A 25,234-nucleotide genomic window follows, 5' to 3' on the forward strand; every position below is an offset into this window, starting at 1 on the left:
TACCCGCTCCTTACCATACCAACCGTGGCAACATTGGAGCAGCTTGGTTGGTAAAGTCTGAATATCCTAGCGGATTTCGCAAAAGTGGATACCGGTTTTGCAATCCGGGCACGCGCAAGTTGTTGATTACGAGCGTTTTCCTGAACACGAACCGGATTTCAGACTGCCGGAAAACATCCTGTCTGAAAACCGGCTTCCACTTTGCGCTGGCGCGGCCCTTCGGGTCGGGATCATGCTCTACCGCCGCCGGGAAGAGTCAAGTTCCGCCGAACTGCGACCCGCCTCGGCGAGTCTGGCCGAGATTTCGGCGGTCTGAGCCGTCGCGCTCCAATTCGGCGCATCACGACCGTCGCCCCACGCGCGCGGACGGTAAAAAGTATGAACGCCGGTGCGGTACATCTTCTTCATTTCGCGGACCCAGGAAGGATGGACCCAATAGGCGTGATAGTGCGTCGACTTGCCGACTTCCGGCAGCCATAGCCGCCCGTCAAGCGTGGCCCTCGCGATCCTGCGGGCGCGATCCCACATATCCGGCTCGGTGACGACGTCGCGAATGCCGTCACAGGCGAACGTGAACTGGCAGGCCAGACGACGATTGGCGTTCTGGTAGACCACGCCGCACACCGTGGTCGGATAATAGCCCGAGAACACGCGGTTCATGACCACCTGCGCGACCGCGATCTGACCGCGAACCGCTTCGCCGCGCGCTTCGAAATAAACCGCTTCCGCAAGGCATTTTTCCTGCCTGGCGCGCTTCTTGTCATCCAGAAGACCAAGCCGCTCGGCCGGCGTCTTGACCTCGCCCTTGCCAACCACGGTTTCACCGGCCCTTGCTGAATCCCGCCGCGGCGGCAGCGCTACCTTCATGTCGGGATCGGGAGCCGGCATCACGATCATGGGTTCTTCACCGGGACGCCAGCGTTCCAGGCCTTCGTTGACGACGCCGAGCGCCGAATCGCCGAAGTACAGGCTCGCCGTCTTGATGGAGAACCCGTCGGTGGAGGCTTGCGCCTCCGCAGCCGCGTTGGCGGCATCGGGATCGTCGGACGGCTGCGCCTCAAGCGACAGCGACGCATCGTATTGAGGCAAAGGAGGTGCGTTGAGAGCGTCCGCCAATTCGGGATCGAGCGTCGAGGGCTCCGCGCTCTGCGCGGTCGCCGCCGTCTTTGCCCCCAACACCGACGCATTGGATGTCGAAGGATCCTGCGGCGCAGCATTGGTCGGCGCAACGGGCAGCGGCTGCTCCGGCGCAACCAGAGCGAGACGGTCCGCCTTCAGCGCCCGGTTGACCCTTGGGAAATCCGAGGCGCTATAACGTTGCGGCGGCCGCGTCAGCCGGTTGCCGACCACGACGCCCTCATCGAGACTTGCAAGCAGAAGCGTGGCCGCGCGCGGCGACGATGTGCCGACCGGGCGTCCGAAATTGAAGGTCGCGACCTGAATGGAGCTGACCGCGCTGGCGGAAACACGCTTCTGCCAGCGTTCGGCAACACCAGGCTGCCGCGCAAGCAAGGACGCGATGTCCTGATATCCGATTTCATTCGGGATCAATGCGAAGAAGCAGAGACCGGAACCGAAGAGCGCAAGAGCGCCCTTCGGTTGGTTACGCAACACAGACATCGATACGCTCACGCAACACCACACACGCGATCGAGCTGCACTTTGATGCATTTCGATCGATCACGGTAATATCCGATTAAAGTTGCGAGCGCGTTAATCGGCGATGCGGGCTGGCAACAGGCAAGCATGCGCCCAAAAGCGCGAGCGAACATCGGGCCAGTTGGTAAACGACGGCCTGAGCGAAAGAGTAAACATAAGGTCAACGCCCGGTCCGATCGTGAGCGCTCATCATCCCCGGTCCGCGACGGCCTTGCCAAGCGCCGCGTGAGCGGCGGCGAGACGCGCGATCGGCACGCGGTAAGGCGAGCACGACACGTAGTTCAATCCGATGTCGTGACAGAATGCGACCGAAACGGGATCGCCGCCGTGTTCGCCGCAGATGCCGACCTTGAGATTTGGACGGGTCTTGCGGCCGCGCGCGACGCCGATCTTCACCAGTTCTCCGACACCGCCGCGATCCAACGAGACGAAAGGATCGATGGCTACAATTCCCTTCGCGATATAGGCGCCAAGAAAACTCGACGCATCATCCCGGCTGATGCCGAACGTGGTCTGCGTGAGATCGTTGGTGCCGAACGAGAAGAACTCCGCCGCTTCGGCGATCTCTCCCGCCACCAGACAGGCGCGCGGCAATTCGATCATGGTGCCGACCTGGTAGGCCGGTTTGCCGCCGGTTTCGCGCATCACCGATTGCGCGGTCATATCGATCCGCGCCTTGATCAGATCAAACTCAACCCTGGTCGCGATCAGCGGCACCATGACCTCGACGGCAACCGCCTTGCCCGTGCGCCTTTCGGCCTCGATCGCCGCCTCGAAGATCGCCCGCGCCTGCATTTCGGCGATCTCGGGATAAACGATGGCAAGACGGCACCCTCGAAAGCCAAGCATCGGATTGAATTCGGCGAGATTGCGGGCACGGTCGGCCAGCTTGCGCGGATCGGCGTTCATCGAACGCGCGACTTCCTCGATCTCGGCCTGGGTATGCGGCAAAAATTCATGGAGCGGCGGATCAAGCAGACGGATCGTGACCGGCAGGCCCTTCATGATTTCGAACAGATCGACGAAATCAGCGCGCTGCATCGGCAACAGCTTCGCTAGCGCGGCGCGGCGCGCCTGCTCATCCTCGGACAGAATCATTTCCCGCACCGTGCGGATGCGGGTCTCCTCGAAAAACATATGCTCGGTGCGGCACAGGCCGATTCCCTCGGCGCCGAACCTGAGCGCCGTTCGCGCGTCGGCGGACGTGTCGCCGTTGACCCTTATGCCGAGCTTGCGAATCTCGTCGGCCCAGCCCATCAGCGTGCCGAACTCGCCCGATAGCTCCGGCTCGATCATCGGCATCTGTCCGGCCAGCACCTCGCCGCGCGAGCCGTCGATGGTAATGACGTCACCGGCCTTGAAGGTGCGATCGCCGACCGCCATGACGCCGCGGCCGTAGTCGATCCGGATGCTGCCGCAGCCGCAGACACAGGGCTTGCCCATGCCGCGCGCGACCACCGCCGCGTGGGAGGTCATGCCGCCGCGCGTGGTCAAAATGCCCTCGGCCGCATGCATGCCGTGGATGTCTTCCGGACTGGTTTCGATCCGCACCAGGATAACCTTGCGGCCGTCGGCCTGCAGCTTGGTTGCTTCTTCCGAAGAAAACACGATCTCACCCGCGGCCGCGCCGGGCGAGGCCGGCAGACCGGCGGCAATCAGATCACGCGTTGCATTCGGATCGATGGTGGGGTGCAACAACTGATCGAGCGAAGCCGGATCGATGCGGACTACCGCATCCTTCTTCGAGATCAGGCCCTCTTTGGCGAGTTCAACCGCGATGCGCAACGCGGCGCGCGTTGTCCGTTTGCCGCTTCGGGTCTGCAGCATCCACAGCTTGCCATCCTCGACCGTGAACTCCATGTCCTGCATGTCGCGATAGTGCTTTTCAAGCAACCCGACGATGCGCGTCAATTCCTTGAAGGATTCGGGCATCGCCGTTTCCATCGACGGCTTGTCGGAGCCGGACTCCTTTCGCGCCGCTTCGGTAAGGTCCTGCGGCGTGCGGATGCCCGCCACCACGTCCTCGCCCTGGGCGTTGATGAGAAACTCACCGTAGAGCCGGTTTTCGCCGGTGGACGGATTGCGCGTGAACGCCACGCCGGTCGCCGATGTCTCGCCGAGGTTGCCGAACACCATGGCCTGCACATTGACGGCGGTGCCCCATGACTCCGGAATGTTGTGCAGGCGGCGATAGGTGACCGCCCGCGCGCTCATCCAGGATGAAAACACCGCGCCGATCGCACCCCACAACTGCTGATGAGGATCCTGCGGAAAATCCTTGCCCGTCTCTTGCGCGACAGCCGTCTTGTATCTGCCGACCACCTCGATCCAGTCGTCGCCGGTCAGGTCGGTATCAAGCGAATAGCCCTTGCCATCCTTGAACGTATCCAGAATTTCCTCGAAGTGATGATGCGCGAAGCCAAGCACGACATCGGAGTACATGGTGATGAAGCGGCGATAGCTGTCATAGGCAAATCGCCGATCGCCGGACCGTACGGCAATCGCCTCGACCGTCCGGTCGTTGAGACCGAGATTGAGCACCGTGTCCATCATGCCGGGCATCGAGGCGCGCGCTCCCGATCGCACCGAGACGAGCAGCGGATCGGTGGCGTCGCCGAACACCTTGCCGGTTATTTTTGCGACATGCTCCAGCGCTTTTTCGACCTGCGGCTTCAGCTCCTTCGGATAGGATTTGTCATGCGCATAGAAAAACGCGCAGACCGCGGTGGTAATCGTGAAGCCGGGAGGCACCGGCAGACCGAGATTGGCCATCTCGGCGAGATTGGCGCCCTTGCCGCCAAGCAGTTCCTTCAGTTCTGCCTTGCCCTCCGCCTTGCCGCCCCCAAAGGTATGGACCCATTTGCTCTTTGCCCGCGGCGGCGTCGGTCGTGCGTTGCTCGTCGCCTTTCCCGTGCCGGCGGAATTCCGCGCTTTCGTCCGGGATTTCGCAGGTGATCTTGATTTCGTCGCCAGCTTTTTCGACTTCGAGGCAGCTTTGACCATGGTTGAAACCGTTCCATAGCGTTTTCAAGCGAAGTAGAATCCGGCTCACATTAAGAGAACGCGTCAAAACATAAAGAACAAGGGTCGTTCACCGTTTTCATAAGGCGATGAAAGACGCTGGATCAGGGACAGCAGATCAAGGAAAACAAGCGCGCCTTACACCATGTTTCGACGACTCCGCGCAAGCTGCGCAGATTGTCTTGTTCCAAAGGCTATCGGCGGATGATTCAGGTTCGGAAGCATCATGCAAATGGAGAAACAGCCCGGCTTGCGCCAGGCTGTTTCGACGACGTCTCTCGATGGAGAGACACCGAGCGGTCGATAGACATCAAGCCTGCGGCTGCGGTTCGAGACCCGAATCTGGATCCGGCTCCGGGCGCGGACGCGCTTTTCCGGCTGGCGGCACCGCTGAAGCGCGCGGGGTCGCAGGCTCCAGAACCGATTCCCTGTTCGGCTTCTTACCGTTGAGGAGGTCGGTGATCTCGTCGCCGGTCAACGTCTCGAATTCAAGCAAACCTTTGGCGAGCGCCTCCAGATCGGCCCGCTTCTCCGCGAGAATGCGGGTCGCGTCCTTGTAACCAGTCTCGACCAGACGCCTGACTTCGGAATCGATCTTTTGCGCGGTCGCCTCCGACACGTTCTGCTGACGGTTGACCTGCATCCCGAGGAACACCTCGTCGTTGTTCTCACCATAGGACACGGTGCCGAGTTCCTTCGACAGACCCCAGCGCGTCACCATCATGCGCGCAAGACGCGTCGCCTGATCGATGTCCGACGCCGCGCCCGACGTCACCTTCTCCGGACCGAAGATCATCTCTTCCGCCACGCGGCCGCCCATCATGATCGCGAGCCGGGAGGTCATCTGCTCCAGCGACATCGACAGCTTGTCGCGTTCGGGGAGCTGCATCACCATGCCCAGCGCCCGGCCACGCGGAATAATCGTCGCCTTGTGGATCGGATCGGTGGCGGCGACGTTGAGGCCGACGATGGCGTGACCACCCTCATGATACGCCGTCAGCATCTTCTCTTCCTCGGTCATGACGAGCGACTTGCGCTCGGCGCCCATCATCACCTTGTCCTTGGCCTCCTCGAACTCCGATTGCGTCACCATGCGCTTGTTGCGCCGGGCAGCGGTCAGCGCGGCCTCGTTGACGAGGTTCATCAGGTCGGCGCCGGAGAAGCCGGGCGTGCCGCGCGCGATGGTCTTGAGGTTGACGTCCGGCGCCAGCGGCACCTTGCGGACATGGACCTTGAGAATCTGCTCGCGTCCGACGACATCCGGATTCGGCACCACGACCTGACGATCGAAGCGGCCGGGTCGCAGCAGCGCCGGGTCGAGCACGTCGGGCCGGTTGGTCGCCGCGATGAGGATGACACCCTCATTGGCCTCGAAGCCGTCCATCTCGACCAGCAACTGGTTCAGCGTCTGCTCTCGCTCGTCATTGCCGCCGCCGAGACCGGCGCCGCGATGCCGGCCGACAGCATCGATTTCATCGATGAAGATGATGCAGGGCGCATTCTTCTTGGCCTGCTCGAACATGTCGCGGACGCGGCTGGCGCCGACGCCGACGAACATCTCGACGAAATCCGATCCCGAAATGGTGAAGAACGGCACGTTGGCTTCGCCGGCCACGGCGCGCGCGATCAGCGTCTTGCCGGTGCCGGGAGGGCCGACAAGCAGCACGCCGCGCGGGATCCGTCCGCCGAGACGCTGGAACTTGCCGGGATCGCGCAGGAACTCGACGATCTCCTGCAGGTCCTGCTTGGCCTCATCGACGCCGGCGACGTCCTCGAAGGTGACGCGGCCGTTGGCCTCCGTCAGCATCTTGGCGCGAGACTTGCCGAAACCCATCGCCTTGCCGGCGCCACCCTGCATCTGGCGCGACAGAAAAATCCACACGCCGATGAGCGCGATGAACGGCAACCACGAGACCAGCAGCGAAACGAACCATGGCACACTCTCGCCGGGGGGCTTGGCCGTAATCTGCACCTTGGCGTCATAGAGCTTTTTCACCAGCCCCGGATCATTTGGCGCGTAGGTCTGGAAAGCGGAGCCGTTGGTGAAGTTGCCGCGAATCTCCTGCCCTTGGATCACGACATCGCGAACATTGTTCTGATCGACTTCCGTCAGCAACTGCGAGAACGAAATATCCTGCGCGGTCGTGTGGTGGCCAGGATTCTGGAACAATGTGAACAATGCCAACAGGAGCAAGACAATGATGACCCAGAGGGCGAAATTGCGCATATTGGCGTTCATCGATCTTCCTTCGAGGCCGCGCGGATCGCAGCCAGATATTCCTGCATCGACTTTAACAGATGGAAGTTGCCGACGCGTATACCAATCTAGGCGCGGCGGCCGCCGCTGCCAAGAGAACCGGGACGAGACTCTTTATTAAATAAGACTTGTCCGGCTGAGGCAAGATGACACAAGGTTTTGTTCCGCGTCAGGGCCGATATTTCCATCCCCCACCTCGTTGATTCGCTTCACCTTTCATTCCGCGAGCTGAAAGAAAATCATGCGGCTCGGATCATGGCGTCCCCCGGCTTTTGGCGCGGCTGTCGGCGAAGCCGCATCAGCTGGTCCGGCGCCGGGGCGGCGCAGGCTCGATGCTGATCCGCTCGGAGGTCAGCGTCACCAGCGCCCCCGCCAGAGTCCTCCTGAGCAGAATGCGCCGGCCGGAATCCGCATGAATTGCCGTACTTTCGAGCGCCGAAAGCAGAGCCTCGACCTTGCCCAGTTCGGCAGGCCCCTCGCAGCCGGCGCGATCGATCATCCGCTGCAACAATCGAACCTTGATCTCCTCCGAGAGGACCGTAAACGCCGCCGTTCGAAAGCCCGGACGCCGCGCGCCGTCATCCTGCAGGGCCAGAAACCTCTCGGCGCCGTCGACCAGAAGTTCCAGCGCGGTATTGGCGCGCATCAAGCGCGATGCGAGCCGCGCCAGGTTGCGGGCATCGCATCCCTCTTCCGCCAGCGCCGGCATCAGGGCGCGGAACCGCGGACGCGTGAAGCTAAGGTCACGATTGGTCGGATCCTCCGCATAGTCAATCCTTGCCTTCTTCAGCGTCGCCATCAGCCTCGCCTTCGGAACATTCAGCAGCGGCCGGACCAGGATGAACCCGTCACGCGTGGTTTCGCGCGACATTGCGGAGAGACCCGCAATGCCGCTGCCGCGCGATAAACGCATCAGAACGGTCTCCGCCTGATCGTCCAGCGTATGTCCGGTCAGGATGTGGCGCGCGCCGAGAGACCGCGCCGCCTTGCCCAGCAGGGCGTATCGCGCCTCACGCGCGGCCGCGGGCAAGCCGGTGGCAGGTTTCGGACCGGTCCAGCGCAACGTGCGATGAGGAATGCCGAGCGATTTGGCGAGCTGCTTCACCTGGCGGGCCTCGCGCGCCGCTTCGCGCCGAAGCGCATGATCGACGGTGACGGCGACGAGATCGGGCCCGCGCCTCATGGCGCGCCGCCAGCGCGCGGCCAGCCACATCAGGGCAACGGAATCGGGACCACCGGATACGGCCAGAACCAGTGTGCTGCCGGCTTTCCAGTCCGAGAAAAGCCTTTTCGCTTCCAGAGCCGGGATCGGCGAACCGGCGCACGCCTTCGATGGTTTCGTCGCGCGCGCGGCCGATCTAGTCTGAATCACCGACGCCCATCCCAAACGTCAGGCGATTGCCGTCCAGATCGTCAATCCCGAAATCACGCATACCATAAGGACGATCGCCCGGCGGATGCACGATGGCCGCCCCTCGCGACCTCAGTTCATCGTGCAGCATGTCGACCCCGGTCACAAACACGTTGACGGCGCCTCGGCCCGATGGGCGTTGCGTCTTATGCGCGGCCTGCAAATGTATCGTCACGTCGTCCCGTTCAACACCGGCGTAGAAAACCGGATCACCGTAGGTGAAACCCACCCTGAAGCCGAGAACGTCACGATAATGGGCTACGGCTTTCAGAACGTCCTGGACCACGAGCAAGGTCGCGGCGGCACAAAATCGCGGGGCATCGAAGCTCATCGGACAAGCTCCCTTGGCCGGAGGCTACCCGAGTTCAGGCGATCCGGAGCATGCTCTCTAGAGCGGGATGAGGAAAAGTGTGTAGCGGTTTTCCGCCCGCATCCCGCGTCTCAAATATTGGAATCGATCACGTTCATGGTTTTGGATCGATTCGATCCAAAACCATCGTGATCTAGCACTTCACCCGCTTTTGCTCGCGATCCACGGCCTGCTTTACCCCGGCGGAGGCGCGGGGATATTTGCGCGTGACCTCCCCGAGCGCAGCGCAGGCGGCCTCCTTTTCCTTCAGCGCGGCCAGCGATTGTCCGAGCCGCAGCAACGCATCGGCCGCCTTCGCCGAACTATCGTATTTTGTGGTGACGCCCAGGAAGGACTCAGCGGCCTCACGATACTTCTGGCGCTGAAACAGGCTCTCTCCCAGCCAGTACTGCGCGTCGCCCGTCAACGCGTCGGAGGGATATTTCTGGGTGAAACTGCGCATGGTTTCCTCGGCAAGCGCATAGTCCTTGCGCTGCATATAGCCGATGCCAAGGTCGAATTGATCGCGCGGCGTCGCCGACGGCGGCAGTGTCGTCAGGCCGCCGGTATTGAGCGCAGCGTTGCCGGGTGCCGGATAGCTTGTCGACGAGCGTGGGCCGACATTGGCGAGATCGAGCGGAGCGCCAGCTTCACGACCGCCCGGCGAGCCCACGGCCGCCGCCGGGATCGGCATCTGTCCTCCGCCCAGCGCGCGCGGCGCACCGGGGGCGTCGGGATTCTGGCTGGGGTCGAAGGCATCCCCGCGGCGGCCTTGCGCGGGCGCGGTCACCACCTGCTCCTGCACGAGCGGCGGCTGACCTCCGCGCTGATCGTGACCCGGCTGCTGCGAGCCGGGAGCTTGGGGGCCAGGAGCTTGGGGGCCGGGACTTGCCGGCGCGGTCGCCGCGACGCCGGATGACGCCGGCCCGGGCTGCAACTGACGCAGTTGTTGTTCGAGCATCCGATTGCGGTGCTGCAATTCTTCGTTCTGCCCGGTCAGAGTTCGGAGCTGCTGTTCCAGTTGCTGAACGCGGAGTTCAGGATCGATATCGTACTGCGCGGACGCATGTGACGACAGCATGAGCATCGTTGCAACGGCCAGCGCGCGCGCAAACATCGGAGGTGTGGATGACATCTTGGCCTGTCGATTGAATATTAAAGCCACATCGAAAGCGCACTCATTGAAAACCTGAGTACGCCGAAAATGTGACTCGGTCCAACACAATCACTTTACGGTGGTCTTGCGCTTTACGGCGGTCTTGCACTTTACGACGATCCTGCAGATCGGTCTTCTGCTTAAATGCTCTTGCTTGAATGCTCTCCTGCTGAACGCGAGAACCGCATCCCCCGTGGTTTACTAAAAGTGCGAGGCTCGCGTTGTCAGAGGACAGCAGCCAGCTTCATTCTGTATTCTGTCGATCGCGGGGACGCAAAAAACCGGCGCCCTTGGGACGCCGGCTTGAAAACGACATGCGCGGCGCGTCAGGAACTGGCGTTGAGCACTGTGACGGCACGCCGGTTCTGGGACCAGCAGGAGATATCGTTGCAAACCGCGACCGGGCGTTCCTTGCCATAGGAAATGGTCCGCATCCGGCTTGGATCGATGCCACGCGACGCAAGGAAAGAACGGACGGACTGAGCACGGCGCGCGCCGAGCGCGATATTGTACTCACGAGTGCCTCGTTCATCCGCATGACCTTCGATCGTGAAGGAATAACGGTTGTAGGTCTGCAGCCAACGCGCCTGTTTCTCGAGTGTCGTTATCGCCTGTGGCGACAGGCTGGTCTGGTCGCTCTCGAAGAACACGCGGTCGCCGACATTGACCACGAAATCCTGCTGGCTGCCCGGCGCCGCCATGCCGGCCATCCCGCCGCGGCCGCCGCTCCCGTCCATCGGATTCTTGTTAGCGCAGGCGCCCATCGACAGCGCCGCCGCAAGCACGGCAGCGAGCTTCAATCCCCGGAGGAATCGCTTCTGATTTAACATTCCGGAGCCTCCACGCTCGCGTTTTCCACTGTTATCGCTCTACAGGGGGATGGTTAAGCGAACGTTCCGTCAACCTTGATGAGACGTTGCTCAAATGCATCAAATGCCATGCTTGCGAAAGAAGCGCCCGCGATGGTTAATGAGCCGCAAATGTGGCGCGAGGGTGGACCGGGAGCGATTTTCACAACCGCTACCGGGCGCCGCCACAGAGTCTTACCGCTTCTGATCAAATCAGACGCGGGCTCTATGATTTTGATCTGGAGCGTTTTCTTCACGCGAACCGGTGTCCACTTCGCTTGAAAACGCTCTAACTAAAGGCGACAGGCTGGATCAGGATCTCGGGACGATCGAGGGAAACGGAGAATCGACGGACGCGCGGGCCGAGGTGCCGGCTCTGCGCTCGAACAGCATTCGACGTTCGAAATAGCTCGAACGGAGATACGGATAGCGGGTGAAGACCATTTCGCGCGAGGCCGGAAAATCGACCGCCATCAGGCAGATCGGTTTGATAAGGCCGGGATAGAGACGCGGCGGGCTTAGCGGCTGGTGATTGAACAAGCGCCGGTAAAACGAGCGGTGCTCCGGGCGAACGGTCGCCAGACCGAGATCGGCATTGAAGAAACTGCAGGCGACGAAGCATAACCGGAGCGTCAGATAAGGCAGCTCGGGGTATCGGCCTGCGAGCTGCGGCTCCGCGACGAAGCGGGTCGGGTCCACCATCACCTTGCCCCGATCGACCTCCTGCTGAAGGAAGTCGTTAAACACATCCACCGACGGAGTAAGCGGATGTTGTGGCGATGAGATGCTGAGGCGAATGGAACTGGCGAGCGTGCCGTCCAGATAGACGCCGAAAATCCAGGAGTTCGCCATATCGTCGAAACGATCGGAAATTCTGCGATCACGATTACTCTCGATCGCGCCTTCATTCAGATAAGCGCGGTATCGGAGGCGATAGATGATGTCCCTGTCTGCCGGCGTTTCCGCCAGGCGATAATCGACCCGATCAAGAAGCTCGATGCCTCGTTCGACAGGCTTGACGATTGTCTGCTTGGCGATCGTCTGTGGAGCCGGACCCATTGGAGCACCCCCCGAGCCGTCTGAGTTCCAGCCCGCAACCGAAGGTTAACGCTTCGTTAACCATTTGAAAAGCTAACAAAGCATTAGTGTTAACCCGTATCCTCATACCCCTTGATGCCCCGGCGCCCAAGGCCGCTTTCGCGCTTTGGAACTAGAGGAACTCTATTCTGAAGATAACATAACTGCAGGATATTCTAGGCGATCGACCGGACAACTTTCACATTGTTATCATGCAGATAACGTCCGTGAGAGGCGTCGAGCAGCTCACGAATGCGGGCCGCGGACACCGGGCGGCTGAACAGATAGCCCTGCGCTTCCGTCACGGTGCCGTCGACGCTCACGAGCTCAAGCTGCTCGGTGGTTTCGATGCCTTCGACGGCGACGGCCATGCCGAGATCGGCGCTCAGCCGCGCCACGCCGCGCAGCAGCATCAGGGGCCGGTCGGTGTCGATCCCCTCCAGGAACGAGCGATCGATCTTGACTTTCTGAAGCGGGAAATTGTGCAGATAGCTGAGGCTTGAATACCCTGTGCCGAAGTCGTCGAGGGAAATCTTCACGCCCGCCGAGTGAAGTTGCCTCAGCGCGTCGTGCGTCCACTCCGTGTTGCGCAGCAACGAGGACTCCGTGATCTCGATTTCAAGGCGGTGCGCCGGAAGACCGGAAACCTCGAGCGCATAGCGGACTTCGCTCAGGATGTCGCGCTGATGGAACTGCTGCGACGAGAAGTTGACGGCGACGCTGACGGCCTCCGGCCACCTCATGCATTCCATGCAGGCCTTGCGCAAAATCCAGCGGCCGAGATCGAGGATAAGCCCCATCTCCTCCGCCACCGGAATGATGTCCATCGGCGAAACCATCCCGCGCGTCGGGTGATTCCACCGCAGCAGCGCCTCGCAGGTGGTGATCCGCCCCGACTTCAGATGAACCAGCGGCTGATAGAACAGTTCGAACTCTTCCCTGGCCAGCGCATTGCGCAGATCGAGTTCGAGGACGCGGCGTGATTCGACCGTTTCGGCCATCTCGCCGCGGAAGAAACAGAATGTTCCACGGCCGTCCGCCTTGGCACGGTAGAGCGCCATGTCGGCATGCTTCAGAAGGTTATCGGCCGTGATGCCGGGCGATGTCAGCGCGATACCGATGCTCGCCCCGATCTCGACGAGATGGCGATCGACCTCGTACCGCTCCGCAAGCCGCTCGACGATGCAGCGGGAGAGCGCGGCCGCCTCCTCGGGCGAGCGGATATTCTGCTGGAACACGACGAACTCGTCGCCGCCAAACCGGGCGACGAAATCCTCCGGACGCAGCATTCCCCTCAGCCGGTCGGCGACCATGCACAACAGTCGGTCGCCGCAGGGATGACCGAGCGTATCGTTGATCTGCTTGAACTGATCGAGATCGATGAACAGCAGCGCCGAGAGCCGCGGCTCCCCGTTGGTGGAAGCCAGCAGACGTTCGATCTCGTCACGAAAGCTGAGCCTGTTGGGCAGTTCCGTCAACGAATCGAAACGGGCGAGATGGTTGATCTTCGCTTCCGCCTTGCGTCGCTCCGTGATGTCCTCGACGAGGATAACCGTGCCTCCGCCCGTCATCGGCTGAAACGTCCACGATAGCGCCCGGCCTCGTTCCGGATCCACGTCGGCGGTTACGATGGCGCCAGCCTGCGAATTCTCGATCTCCGAGACAATCGCCCTCCCGTTCTCGGGTGACATCGTTCCGGCGGTCACGCATGCGGCGATCACATCCGCCGCGCCGACGCCGCGATGCACAAAATCTTCGGCGAGATGCATCATCTCACTGAAACGATAGTTCATCACGCCCAGCCGGCCGTCTGCGCCGAACATGCACAGGCCATGAGGCATGTTGTTCAGCGCGGTGTCGAACTGGCCGGCGAGCGCGGCTTCGCGTTCGCGTGCGATCAGGGCACGGAGAAAAATCTGCTGCAGCCTGGTCGTGATTCTCTCCAGGCCAAGGAAATACAGCACGGTAAGAAGCGCCATCCCGAAATAATAAGGGTCGCCTCGCAGCGCCATCGCTCCGGCCATCGGCCCGCAGGTCAGCAAAATCTGGAGGTGGAAGATCCATGGAAGCCCGTAGGCCCGGCCGGCGCCGGCCGCCACATACCCCGTGGTGACCGAAATGCAGATCATGTGCGCGACGGCGTCGTCGGTCATCAGAAGCGCGATGGCGCACCAGGCGCCAAGGACCGTCGCGTAGAGCACCGCTCCGATCTGATAGCGAGCCTCCCACCGCCCGGCTTCGCCCACGGTCAAATCCGAGCCGCGATTCTTGTATTTCGCCATATCGAAACTGCGGAGCAGGCCGATAAGGACCAGGAGGACCGCGCATGGCCACAGCAGAAGGTTGCCGGTCTTCAATGCGGTCATGACCGCGGCGATCGCAGCGCAGGCCGCGCCAGCGAACATCGGCGCCGGGTTCTGGAAGAGCGAACCCACAAGCGCCGCATATATCGCTGGCGACATCGTATCGGGATCGCGATGGTGATCGACCAATTGCATCGGCTGCGCGCGCATCCTTTTATGGCGCGCACAGTGTTACCGGCCGCTCATGAAGCCTTTCTGAGCGAACATCGTTAGCGAGACGTTGAACCGATCATCGAAAGTGGGATTTTTCGCGTGAATCAGCGAGTTATCCGGATCACGTCTGAATGATTGGTTCTTGCCCGGCTTGCGATTCCGATTCCATCAGAAGCGCAAAGGCCCTAGGAGAGCAGCGGCGACCATGCCGGATCGGACGCGAAACCGGGCGTGGGAACTTTCAACTCATTGCGGCCGGAGACATCGATCGTATAGAGCGATGGTCCGCTGTTACCGCCGGGGTCGCGGAAGAACATCAGGACACGGCCATTGGGCGCGAAGGTCGGACCCTCGTTGTGAAATCCCGACGTCAGGATGCGTTCGCCGGAACCGTCCGGCTTGATGATGCCGATGGAAAACTGGCCTCCGCCCTGTTTGGTGAAGGCGATGTAATCACCCCGGGGCGACCAGACCGGTGTCGAATAGGAGCCCTCCCCGAACGAGATGCGTTGCGCCCCGCCGCCGGTCGCTCCCATCACATAAATCTGCGGCTTGCCGCCGCGATCCGACTCGAAACAGATCCGGGCGCCGTCCGGCGAATAGGAGGGCGAGGTGTCGATCGCCGGCGTGTCGGTCAGACGTGTCGTCGACTTCGAGCGCAGGTCCATCACGAACAGGTTCGAGTTTCCGCCCTGCTGCAGACTCATGATGATGCGTTGACCATCCGGCGCGAAACGCGGCGAGAACGACATGCCGGGGAAGTTGCCGACGATTTCGCGCTGTCCGGTTTCGATGTTGAAGAGATAGACCCGGGGATCGCCCTGCCCGAACTCCATGTAGGTGACTTCCTGGGTCGACGGAGAAAAGCGCGGCGTGATCACGAGGTCCGCGCCGCGCGTGAGATAGCGCACGTTGGCGCCGTCCTGATCCATCAGGGCCAGGCGCTTGACGCGGCGCTGCGACGACCCGCTCTCGTCGACGAACACCACGCGGCTGTCGAAATAACCCTTCTCGCCGGTCAGGCGTTCGTAAATCTGATCGGAGATGATGTGCGCGATGCGCCGCCAGTACTCCGGCGACGTAAAATACTGCTGGCCGGCGAGCTGCTGCCCGGTGGCGACATCCCACAGGCGAAACTCGGCCTTGAGCCGCCCGTCTCCCTGACGCGTCATGCGTCCGGTCACCAGCGCCTGCGCGTTGATGGTTTTCCAGTTGTCGAACTGCGGCGGCACATCGATGTTGGTGATCTTCTCGATATACGCGGCCTGGTCGATCGGCGCGAATAATCCACTGCGCTTGAGGTTGTTGGTGATGACCTTGGCGACGCCGGCGCCGACCTCGTTGTCCGACGGCGTGCCTCCCACGAAGTTCGGGATGGCGATCGGAAGCGGCGCGACGTTGCCTTCGGTGATCTGGACCCGCGCCTGGCCCACGGCCTGCCGGCTGCCCAGCAACACGGCAGCCGATGCCATCCCGGAAATCATGTGTCGGCGGTTCAGGCGGAACGGCATTCTCTGCAATCCATTTCTCTCAATCATCAGTCAGACTTTTTCTTTTCCGCCACGTTCGCCGCGGCGCGCTTATAGTTTTCGTTCCGTGAAGACGGGTTCGAAAAATTTCCATTCATCGAAATAAGCCGCGGGCAGCTTGTAGGGCTGGCATTGAATGATCGCGCGCAGCGCGCTCTCCTGATAGACGCGGAAGTACGGCGTTGTCGGGTTGCTGATAGCCGTCGGCGTGGCCTCCAGCGTGCCGTCGCGCTTCAGCTTGATGCTGAAGATCGCCTCGGTCATCTGGGCTTCAAGCCCGCCATAGGGCTTCTTCCAGCAGCGTTCGACCTGAGACTTGAACATCGAACCCCAGGTCGCGGAGTTGTCCGCCGCCTTGCCGTGGGCCAATCCCAGCGCGGCATTCGCATTCAACGTATCGCCGGCGACAGAATGACGGCTGGGATCGCGCTTGTCGAGCAGCGCCGCTATCTTTGACTGGTCGAACACGCGCTCGGCCCTCTTCGCCTCCGCCTGGGCTTTCGCATCGGCTTCAGCCTTTGCCTTTTCCTCGGCCTTGGCTTTCGCCTCGGCTTTGGCCTTGGCCTCTGCTTTGGCCTTGGCCTCTGCTTTGGCTTTCGCATCCGCCTTGGCCTTTGCCTCGGCTTTTGCTTTTGCTTTCGCCTTGGCCTCGGCTTTAGCTTTAGCTTTAGCCTGAGCCTCCGCTACGGCTTCCGCCTCAGCCTTCGCGGCCTCTGCTTGGGCTTTCGCATCCGCCGCTTTGGCTGCCGCCTCGGCCTTCGCCGCTGCTGCTGCGGCCTCGGCAGCGGCCTTGTCGTCAGGTTTCGGTTGTTCCTTGGGCGCCACGTCGGTCACGACCGGCGGCTTCTTTTCGTCAATCTTGCCGACAGTGTCCTCCGGCGGCGGCGTGGGCTCCGCAACCTTCTCAACCAGGGGCTTCGGATTTTCTTTCTTGCCGGTCTTCATGCCTGCCGTGACGTGGGCAAGCTGATCGGCGGAGACGATGTCGACCGGCAGGGATTCCTCCGGTACCGATTCGAAAGCCTTCGACGAAAACGACACCAGCCCCCACCCGATCACGAGGACGTGCAGGGCAACCGACGCCGCCAACGTCTTGTCGACCTTGACCCTCAACCTTACGATCCCTGCTCCACTTCGGTGACCAGCGCCAGGCGCTTGAAGCCGGCGCCCGACAGCCGGCCCATCACCCGCGCCACCGTGCCGTAGTCAGCCTTCTTGTCGGCACGCATGAAGATGCGCTCATCAAGACCGCCGCGCGCATCGGTGATCGCCGTCAGTTTCGGAACCAGTTCTTCCATCGTCACTTCGGTGTCGTTGATGAAAATCCGCCCCTGAACATCGACCGACAACTGCAACGGCGTCTTGTCCTGCTCCAGGCTCTTGGCCTGGGTCTGTGGCAGATCGAGCGGCACGCCGACCGTCAAAAGCGGCGCGGACACCATGAAGATGATCAGCAGCACCAGCATGACGTCGACCATCGGCGTGACGTTGATTTCGGCCATCGGCTGTGACCGCCGCCGCCCCCGCCGTCCGCCCCCGCCGGAGGAAGGAGCTGCCGAATTCATAGCCATGATGGACCGCCCGCTTCCATGCCGCCCGACCTCACGCCCGCTCGTCGATCTGACGCGAGAGGATCGCGGAAAACTCGTCGGCGAAACCCTCCAGGCGCTGGGCCTGACGATTCACTTCCGCCGTGAACTTATTGTAGAAAATAGTCGCGGGAATGGCGGCGATAAGGCCGATTGCCGTTGCGAACAGCGCTTCGGCGATGCCCGGCGCCACCACCGCGAGCGAGGTATTCTTCGACGCGGCAATCGACTGGAAGCTCGACATGATGCCCCACACGGTGCCGAACAGGCCGACGAAAGGACCGGCCGAGCCCACCGTCGCCAGCACCAGCAGGCGCCGTTCCAGCCGTTCGACCTCCCGCGCGATGGAAACGTTCATCACTTTCTCGATCCGCATCTGGAGCCCGGCGATCGAGCGCGCCTGACTTTCGAAAGACCGTTTCCACTCGCGCATCGCCGCGACGAAACACGCCGCCATCGACTGCGTCGGTTTGGCCGATAATGCCCGGTACAGGTCCTCGATCGACTCCCCCGACCAGAAAGCCTGCTCGAAGCGGTCCATCGCGCGCTTGGTGCGGGCATAAAGAAATGTCTTGTCGATCGCGATTGCCCACACCCACACCGAGCAGGCCAGCAAGCCGAGCATGACCGCTTTCACGATCCAGTGAGCGTGGAAAAAAAGCGTGATCAGCGACACGTCGGCTGAGGCCAGGGGCAAGGCTGACTGCGCCACGTCGGCCGGATTCATGAACAGTTTCCTCTCAACGCAAGGTATCCTCGATCGACGCGGGGCGTGATCTCCGCCGCCGGTTTCGCGGCCACGAAGCGCACGCGGCGTGCCAGCGCCACGCGAAAGCCGGTTGAGTCACTTGGGGGGCCCGTCCAAAGCCGCAGCTTGCATCCCCTGCCAACGTGTCAAAACGAGGGCTAACGGCGCACCTTTACGCCCGTAACCAAACGCTAATCATAGTTAAGACCAGGTTACCAAAGAAGAACCGCGACTTTGAAATTGCTCTGGGTTTCAATCCTTGCTCACCCGTGGGCCTTGCCCAGCAGGCACAGATGAAGAAAGCCCGCCTGGGGGACAGGCGGGCTTTCGGATCGACGGCGGGAGCCGGGCAGTTTAAGACCCTGCCCTCGGGTCGGAATGTTTTCCGATGACCATAAGAACCTACTGGTCCTGCGGCCTTTCTTGCGGCCTGTCGTTCGGCGGGGTCGGCTGGGTGCGATGCTGCGCCATGAACGCATCGAACTCTTCCTTGTCCTTGGCGTGACGAAGGCGTTCGAGAAAATTCTTGAACTCCTTCTGCTCATCTTCAAGCCGACGCAGCGTCTCCATGCGATATTCGTCGAAGGCGCGGTTGCCGCTGGATGGCGCGTTGAAACCGCGGAAGCCAAAACCGCAGCGCTCCATGTTATGGCGCATCCGGTCCATCTTGTATTGCATTCGATCGGCGTTCCAGCAGCCCATTTTTCTGCTCCATAGTGTGTAGAGAAGAATCGCGACACCAATCGGCCACCACACCATGAAGCCGAGCACGATCAGAACAATGCGGAACGGATGCCAGGGAACATCCGTGAAGCGGGAAGATGGATACTGGCCTTGGCCCCGCGCGGTGTTGGGACCATTCCAGCGATCGTAGTCAGCGGTGTGGGCCATGGGCCTTCTCCATGAACGGCGTCATGCCGCGTGAATGTAAATAACATTTACATAGGTAGGCGACCCGAGGCTTTTGTCAAGCGCGACTTTGCCCGGAAATATCGGGCATTACCGGCCGCACGGTTCCAGATTGTGACGCCTCATCACATTTGAAAGCGCCTCGTGTCAGGCACGCAAATCAAAAAAACCATCCATCAGAGGCTGTTGGCCGCTCGTCGGCGGCGCGAGATGAATCCGCTTCCGGACGGCGCACCGCTGAATCGGTTGTTCAGGTCGCGGACTTTTGATCCCAAGGCCCCCGCGGCCGCCCGGTCGAAGCGTTCGGATCCTCGGGCGACCTGCGGTCGGTCGGAAAGCCGAGCCCGCGCAGATAAATCAGCACGCCGGCTTCGAGCAGATCTTCGGCGGACATCGGCATCTTGCGGCGCGCCGCATCGCCGCGGCCAAACAGGGAAGCGATGCCATGCGACATTGACCAGATGTGCAACGCCATCATCAGGGCCGGCGGTCGCGCGACGCCCGGCGGTGTCAGCGCGGCCAGTCGTTCCGCCGCGGCGCGAATGACGCTGAAGGCACGCTCGCTCGCGGCCGTCAGCATCGGATTGACATCGGTCGGCAGCCCGGATTCGAACATCGCCGAGTAGTAGGCCGGCTCGTTGCGGGCGAAAGCGAGATAGGCGCGGCCGACGCGCTCGAACGCGCTGACGGTATCCGGGCGGCCGTCATCCCAGGCCCTGGTCAGCACCGCTTCAAACTGCTCAAAACCACGTTGCGCTATGCTGGCCAGCAGTTCATCACGATCGCGAAAGTGCCGGTACGGCGCCGCCGGACTGACGCCCGCCGAACGCGCCGCATCGGCGAAGGTGAAACCCGCCGCGCCTTTCTCGGCGATCAGTCCGAGAGCCGCCTGCAGCAGGGCTTCTTTCAGATTGCCGTGATGGTAGCCCCGCTCCGTGCGGCGATGATCCTTGCGCCAACTCATGTGAATGGTTTTTACATGAGCACGGGAGAAACGCCACTCGTTTCATCCTGCCTCGCTGCAAGCAGCCGGGCGAAATCCGGCGTCACGAATCCACAAGCGGCCGGCGAACCCCGCGCGCCAAACGAGTGGGACGGGCTCGCAGAAGATCGGCCGGTGAGGGCCGACTATCCGACTATCGGGCTTGATCCGCCTTCATCGCGATGCGCAGCGGCTTGGGTATCGGCTTCGCCCGCCCTTCGGATATGAACGCCACCCTCACCCTCGCGTCCAGCAACAACGCCTCACCGCGCTTCACCTCCTGATGCAGCGTGATCGAGGCCCCGCGAACCTCCAGCGGCCGCGTGACGATGTCGAGGATGTCGTCCATGTGAGCGGGCTTAAGGAAATCGAGCTGCATCGAACGCACCACGAAGGCAAAGCCCGGCGCTTCGCTTTCGGCCTCCGCGAACAACGCGCGCTGGTCGGCGCCGAGCAACCGCAGATAGTTGCTGCGCCCGCGCTCCATGAAACGCAGATAGTTGGCGTGATAGACCAGCCCGGAGAAGTCCGTGTCCTCGTAGTACACGCGAACCTGCATATGATGGCGGCCGTCGACAATCGCGCCGTCGAGAGGACTGGTCTGCGACGGCGCATTCATTGATCGTCGTCCTGCCCGAACAATCCGGACTGCGCCGGATCGCGCGAGGGCTCAGTCAGGCCGAGATGGCGGAAGGCGTGCGAGGTGAGCAGCCGTCCGCGCGGGGTGCGTTGCAGATAGCCGCACTGGATCAGATACGGCTCGATGATGTCCTCGATGGCGTCGCGCGGCTCCGACAACGCCGCCGCCATGGTTTCCACGCCCACGGGCCCACCGCTGTAGCTCAGCGCGATGGTGGTGAGGTAACGGCGATCCATCGCGTCGAGCCCCGCCGCATCGACTTCGAGCGCGCCGAGCGCGTGATCGGCGACCGCGCGGTCGATCGCCGCCGCATCGGCGGCCTCGGCGAAGTCGCGCACCCGGCGCAGCAGCCGGCCGGCGATGCGCGGCGTGCCCCGCGCGCGGCGGGCGATCTCGTTGGCGCCGTCCGCCGTCATGCCGACATCGAGAACACGCGCGCCGCGGCTGACGATCTTCTCCAGCTCATCCTCGGTATAGAAATTCAGCCGCACCGGAATCCCGAAGCGGTCGCGAAGCGGATTGGTGAGAAGGCCGGCGCGCGTGGTGGCGCCGACCAGCGTGAACTTCGCCAGCTCGATCTTCACCGAACGCGCCGCCGGACCCTCACCGATGATGAGGTCGAGCTGGAAATCCTCCATCGCCGGATACAGCACTTCCTCAACCGAGGGAGAGAGGCGATGAATCTCGTCGATGAACAGAACGTCACGCTCTTCGAGATTGGTCAGCAGCGCCGCGAGATCGCCGGCCTTGGCGATCACCGGACCGGATGTCGCGCGAAAGCCGACGCCGAGTTCGCGCGCGACGATCTGCGCCAGCGTGGTCTTCCCCAGACCGGGGGGACCGACGAACAGCACATGATCGAGCGCCTCTTCTCGTTTTCGAGCCGCGTCGATGAATATCTGCAGGTTGGCGCGCGCCTGGCGTTGACCGATGAACTCGGACAGCTTCTGCGGCCGCAGCGCGGTGTCGCCCACATCGTCAGCGTGGCGCTCGGGCGTGACGATGCGGGACGCCTCACTCACTTCGACAATTCCTTCAAGCCGAGCCGGATCAGTTGCGCGGTCTCCGCGTTTTCACCCGCGCCGCGCGCTGCGGCCGCGATCGCCGCGGTCGCCTGCGGCTGACCGTAGCCGAGATTGACCAGCGCCGAAATCGCTTCGGTCACCGGGCGCGGCGCGCGCTGGTCATCGATGGCGCCCGCAAGATGGACCGCCGCAGGATCGACGTTCGCGAAGGACGGCGCTTTATCCTTCAGTTCGGTGACGATGCGCTCGGCCACTTTCGGGCCGACGCCCGGAGTGCGCGCCACCGACGCCTTGTCACGCAAGGCGACGGCGCTCGCGAGATCGGCGGGGGACAAGGTGCCGAGCACCGCCAGCGCCACCCGCGCCCCAACGCCCTGCACCGTCTGCAGCAGACGAAACCATTCGCGCTCATGGTCTGTGCGAAAGCCGAACAGCTTTATCTGGTCCTCGCGCACATAGGTCTCGATCGACAGCACCGCGGCCTGGCCCGGCGACGGCAGCGCCTGCAGCGTGCGCGAGGCGCAATGCACCTGATAGCCGACGCCGCCGACATCGAGGATCACGTAATCATCGCCATAGGAATCGATGATGCCCTTGAGCTTGCCGATCATGAAATGGCTTTCTCGCCTCTCTCGCTCATCCCGCCGCCTTCATCCGCGCCGCGAGCGCCGCGCTCTTGCGGTGATGCGCGTGGGTGATGGCGATAGCGAGCGCGTCGGCCGCGTCGGCACTTGCCGGATCCGCTTTCGGCAGCAGGATTTTCAGCATCGCCTGGATCTGGGTCTTGTCGGCATGGCCGGCGCCGACCACGGTCTTCTTCACCTGATTGGGCGCATACTCCGCCACCGCGATGCCGAACATCGCCGGCGCCAGCATGGCCACGCCACGCGCCTGCCCGAGCTTCAGCGTGGCCACGCCGTCCTTGTTGACGAAGGTCTGCTCGATCGCGGCCTCGCTGGGACGGAATCGGTCGAGCACCGCGCCGAGTCCGGCATGGATCGCCAGCAGCCGGCTCGCCAGCGCCATGTGCTCGCGCGTCTCGACCGAACCGCAGCCCACGAAGATCAGGCGATTGCCGTCAATGTCGAGCACGCCCCAGCCGGTGCGGCGGAGACCCGGATCAATGCCCAGAATGCGAATCGGTGGCGGGATCATGCTGTATATTATAGCGCTTCCGGGCAAAGTGCCGTGGTTTGTCGAACCTTGCCGGTTCCGGCAACGACAAAGCCGTACCCGCCTTCCGCTCATCCATTGATCTTCTGTTCGGCTGAACAGCGATCCGCGCGAAGACAGGATGGCCGGGATAATCTCAAGGGGGGCGGCGCATCCGCGCCAAGACCGGACGGAAGGGGACGCCATGCGGATCACAGTTGCCGTTTTCGCCCTGACGACGATCGCCGGCATCGCGGCTTCGGCCAGTTCAGCAAACGCGGCGCAAAACCGGTTCACGTCCATCGCCAACAAGGACTGCACCTTCGCTCCGATCGGCAACGAGCCCGAGGACGCGGAGGATCAACTCAAGACATGTCCCGGCGTCGGCGGCGCGCAGGTGCTCGTCAACGCCCTCGGGACCCGGCTGCGGATCGGCTTTCGCTGGCCGAAGGGAGGGCAACCGCGAAAGATCATCTGGGTGACGCAAGCATGGTCCGCCGGACAGACCGTCAACTGGCGCGGATCAGGCAAGGACAAGGCGTTCGAGCCTTATGCCGCGATCGTCAGGATGAAGTTCCAGAAACAGGATCTGCCGGTTGCCGGCGACCAGGTATTGGCCGTGATCCGGATCGCGCCGGACACCGCCTGCGTCATGGGCGCCGTCGATGCGGGCGCGAATCCCAACGCCAATGAGGCTGCGCATGCGCTGGCCGATGCGGCGCCATCGTTCGCATGCGGCAAGGACAAACCGGCGATCGGCGGCGTGAGCACCAGGGCCGCGGAAGAAATCGCGCGGGGCATCGCGGAACAATGAGCGGGAGCGTTTTCGAGCGAGGCATGTCCTCGGGCTTGCGCCCGAGGATGGACACCGGACCGACTATAATAATGTCCCGCTCAGGATCAGCAGCGCGACGCTGAAGTAGATCATCAGCCCGGTGACATCGACCAGCGTGGCCACCAGCGGCGCCGACGCGCTGGCGGGGTCGAAGCCGAACCTTTGCAGCATGAACGGGAGCATCGATCCCGCCACCGAGCCGAACACCACGACGCCGATCAGGGCGGCCGCGACGGTCCACCCCACCAGCATCCAGTGCTCGCCATAGTCGTAGATACCGAGCTTCTGCCACGCCACCACGCGGACCAGCCCGATCGCGCCCAGCATGGCGCCGAGGATCAGTCCCGTCGGCAGTTCGAGCAGCGCCACGCGCCACCAGTCGCCGAGCTTCACTTCGCGCAACGCCAGCGCGCGGATCAGAAGCGAGGTCGCCTGCGAGCCGGAGTTGCCGCCGGAGCTCATGATCAGCGGGATGAACAGGGTCAGCACGATGGCCTTTTCCAGCTCGCCCTCGAAGTGCTGCATGGCGCTCGCGGTGAGCAGTTCGCCGAGAAACAGCACGCAAAGCCAGCCGCCGCGCTTGCGGATCATGCCCGGCAGCCCGATCTGCAGATAAGGCTGGTCGGTCGCGGCCATGCCGCCGAATTTCTGGGCGTCCTCGGTGTTTTCCTCGATGATGGCGTCGATGATGTCGTCGACCGTGACGATGCCGAGGACATGCCCCGCCTTGTCCACGACAGGCACCGCCAGCATGTCGTGACGCGAGATCAGCCGCGCCACCTCTTCGCGATCCGTCAGCGGGGAGGTGGTGATCGGGGAGCGCGCAAGTTCGGATATCCGGGCCGAAGGCTCGCCGGAGATCAGCCGCCGCAGCGACACCGCGCCGACCAGACGGCGGGTGAAGGCGTCCAGCACATAGATGGCGTAGACGGTCTCGCGGGTCCGCTCGACCTGGCGGATGTGCTGCAAGGTGCGCTCCGCCGTCCAGGTCGCGGGCACGGTGACGAATTCGGTGGTCATCATCGCGCCGGCGGTGTTTTCCGGATAGACGAGCAGACCCTCGATGGTCGTGCGCGTCGGCTCGTCGAGAGCCTGCATCAACTCGGTGCGGGCCGGCTCCTCGAGTTGCTGAACGATGTCCGCGGCCATGTCGGCGGACATGCCCGCCAGCAGGATGGTCGCCGTCTGTCGCGGCAGCGCCACAACGATCTCGGGGCCGAAATTCAGCTCCGGCTTGTCGAGAATCTCGATCGAAATATCGACCGGCAGGAGCACCAGAACCGCCGCGGCGTCCTGCGGTTCGAGCTGGTTGAGAATTTCGACGTTATCGGCGACATGGCCGCCGCTCAGGCGCGAGGCCAGCGCGAACACATCGAGATCGCCGTCCGTTGCGGCGGTGTGGGTATCCGTCATAGCTCACCTTCGTGGTCTGCCGGCAACGGCAGGCCTGGCGAGCTTCATCAAGCTTTCAGACCGGCGCCGCTGTCGGCGAAGTATGTGGCGAGGTACCTTGCAAGGTACCTGGACTGTC

Annotated in this window: 21 protein-coding genes; 1 reads left to right on the forward strand and 20 read right to left on the reverse strand. The window is 62.7% G+C overall.

Translation table 11 applies throughout. The features are described 5' to 3' along the window. Window positions 1-237: 237 nt before the first annotated feature. The 19 genes from ACMYR2_RS16175 to ruvC all read right to left on the reverse strand — a co-directional run bounded on the left by ACMYR2_RS16175 (window position 238) and on the right by ruvC (window position 22,871). Window positions 238-1,620: a cell wall hydrolase gene (locus ACMYR2_RS16175; RefSeq protein ID WP_347263464.1), complete on the reverse strand. Its 1,383-nt coding sequence runs from the start codon at window positions 1,618-1,620 to the stop codon at window positions 238-240. Between the two features lie 228 nt (window positions 1,621-1,848). Further along, window positions 1,849-4,662: a pyruvate, phosphate dikinase gene (gene ppdK / locus ACMYR2_RS16180; protein ID WP_347263465.1), complete on the reverse strand. Its 2,814-nt coding sequence runs from the start codon at window positions 4,660-4,662 to the stop codon at window positions 1,849-1,851. A gap of 328 nt (window positions 4,663-4,990) precedes the next feature. Beyond that, on the reverse strand, window positions 4,991-6,919 hold the full coding sequence (gene ftsH, locus ACMYR2_RS16185; protein WP_347263466.1) for an ATP-dependent zinc metalloprotease FtsH: 1,929 nt from the start codon (window positions 6,917-6,919) through the stop codon (window positions 4,991-4,993). A gap of 316 nt (window positions 6,920-7,235) precedes the next feature. Beyond that, window positions 7,236-8,309: a tRNA lysidine(34) synthetase TilS gene (gene tilS, locus ACMYR2_RS16190; RefSeq protein ID WP_347263467.1), complete on the reverse strand. Its 1,074-nt coding sequence runs from the start codon at window positions 8,307-8,309 to the stop codon at window positions 7,236-7,238. Next, complete coding sequence (locus ACMYR2_RS16195) at window positions 8,296-8,679, reverse strand: VOC family protein (RefSeq protein ID WP_347263468.1); 384 nt, start codon at window positions 8,677-8,679, stop codon at window positions 8,296-8,298. Before ACMYR2_RS16195 ends, tilS begins: the two co-directional genes overlap by 14 nt. Window positions 8,680-8,851: 172 nt before the next feature. Next, on the reverse strand, window positions 8,852-9,832 hold the full coding sequence (gene ybgF / locus ACMYR2_RS16200; protein ID WP_347263469.1) for a tol-pal system protein YbgF: 981 nt from the start codon (window positions 9,830-9,832) through the stop codon (window positions 8,852-8,854). A gap of 347 nt (window positions 9,833-10,179) precedes the next feature. Then, entirely contained in the window at window positions 10,180-10,683 is a 504-nt protein-coding gene (gene pal / locus ACMYR2_RS16205) for a peptidoglycan-associated lipoprotein Pal (RefSeq protein WP_347263470.1), read from the reverse strand. 330 nt (window positions 10,684-11,013) lie between these two features. Then, complete coding sequence (locus ACMYR2_RS16210) at window positions 11,014-11,760, reverse strand: N-acyl amino acid synthase FeeM domain-containing protein (protein ID WP_347263471.1); 747 nt, start codon at window positions 11,758-11,760, stop codon at window positions 11,014-11,016. A 194-nt stretch (window positions 11,761-11,954) separates the two neighbouring features. Continuing rightward, window positions 11,955-14,276: a putative bifunctional diguanylate cyclase/phosphodiesterase gene (locus ACMYR2_RS16215; RefSeq protein ID WP_416193294.1), complete on the reverse strand. Its 2,322-nt coding sequence runs from the start codon at window positions 14,274-14,276 to the stop codon at window positions 11,955-11,957. 203 nt (window positions 14,277-14,479) lie between these two features. Beyond that, the gene (tolB, locus tag ACMYR2_RS16220) at window positions 14,480-15,805 is read right to left on the reverse strand and encodes a Tol-Pal system beta propeller repeat protein TolB (RefSeq protein ID WP_347263473.1); all 1,326 of its coding nucleotides are present in this window, start codon (window positions 15,803-15,805) and stop codon (window positions 14,480-14,482) included. Between the two features lie 69 nt (window positions 15,806-15,874). Continuing rightward, a complete protein-coding gene (gene tolA, locus ACMYR2_RS16225; RefSeq protein WP_416193295.1) occupies window positions 15,875-16,936 on the reverse strand; it encodes a cell envelope integrity protein TolA in 1,062 nt (353 codons plus the stop codon). A 2-nt stretch (window positions 16,937-16,938) separates the two neighbouring features. Continuing rightward, a complete protein-coding gene (gene tolR / locus ACMYR2_RS16230; RefSeq protein ID WP_347263475.1) occupies window positions 16,939-17,394 on the reverse strand; it encodes a protein TolR in 456 nt (151 codons plus the stop codon). A gap of 31 nt (window positions 17,395-17,425) precedes the next feature. Further along, a complete protein-coding gene (gene tolQ, locus ACMYR2_RS16235; RefSeq protein ID WP_011315919.1) occupies window positions 17,426-18,139 on the reverse strand; it encodes a protein TolQ in 714 nt (237 codons plus the stop codon). 423 nt (window positions 18,140-18,562) lie between these two features. Next, complete coding sequence (locus tag ACMYR2_RS16240) at window positions 18,563-19,051, reverse strand: DUF2852 domain-containing protein (protein ID WP_347263476.1); 489 nt, start codon at window positions 19,049-19,051, stop codon at window positions 18,563-18,565. Window positions 19,052-19,319: 268 nt separating this feature from the next. Next, the gene (locus ACMYR2_RS16245) at window positions 19,320-20,033 is read right to left on the reverse strand and encodes a TetR/AcrR family transcriptional regulator (protein WP_347263477.1); all 714 of its coding nucleotides are present in this window, start codon (window positions 20,031-20,033) and stop codon (window positions 19,320-19,322) included. A gap of 172 nt (window positions 20,034-20,205) precedes the next feature. Continuing rightward, complete coding sequence (gene ybgC, locus ACMYR2_RS16250; protein ID WP_347263478.1) at window positions 20,206-20,670, reverse strand: tol-pal system-associated acyl-CoA thioesterase; 465 nt, start codon at window positions 20,668-20,670, stop codon at window positions 20,206-20,208. Beyond that, window positions 20,667-21,713 (reverse strand): Holliday junction branch migration DNA helicase RuvB, encoded by a 1,047-nt coding sequence (gene ruvB / locus ACMYR2_RS16255; protein WP_416193296.1) that lies wholly within the window; start codon window positions 21,711-21,713, stop codon window positions 20,667-20,669. Before ruvB ends, ybgC begins: the two co-directional genes overlap by 4 nt. Further along, window positions 21,710-22,327 carry a Holliday junction branch migration protein RuvA gene (gene ruvA, locus ACMYR2_RS16260; protein WP_347265401.1) on the reverse strand — a complete coding sequence of 206 codons (618 nt, stop codon included), beginning with the start codon at window positions 22,325-22,327 and terminating at the stop codon, window positions 21,710-21,712. Before ruvA ends, ruvB begins: the two co-directional genes overlap by 4 nt. 25 nt (window positions 22,328-22,352) lie before the next feature. Further along, complete coding sequence (gene ruvC, locus ACMYR2_RS16265) at window positions 22,353-22,871, reverse strand: crossover junction endodeoxyribonuclease RuvC (RefSeq protein WP_347265402.1); 519 nt, start codon at window positions 22,869-22,871, stop codon at window positions 22,353-22,355. A 202-nt stretch (window positions 22,872-23,073) separates the two neighbouring features. Between ruvC and ACMYR2_RS16270 the strand changes: the two genes are divergently transcribed. Further along, on the forward strand, window positions 23,074-23,682 hold the full coding sequence (locus ACMYR2_RS16270) for a hypothetical protein (protein WP_347265403.1): 609 nt from the start codon (window positions 23,074-23,076) through the stop codon (window positions 23,680-23,682). Between the two features lie 63 nt (window positions 23,683-23,745). Here ACMYR2_RS16270 and mgtE read toward each other — a convergent pair whose 3' ends face one another. Next, window positions 23,746-25,116 (reverse strand): magnesium transporter, encoded by a 1,371-nt coding sequence (gene mgtE / locus ACMYR2_RS16275; RefSeq protein ID WP_416193297.1) that lies wholly within the window; start codon window positions 25,114-25,116, stop codon window positions 23,746-23,748. Window positions 25,117-25,234 lie beyond the last annotated feature (118 nt).

Origin of the sequence: Nitrobacter sp. TKz-YC01 (assembly GCF_047824785.1) — a bacterium.
In the GTDB taxonomy this organism is placed as follows: Bacteria; Pseudomonadota; Alphaproteobacteria; order Rhizobiales; family Xanthobacteraceae; genus Nitrobacter.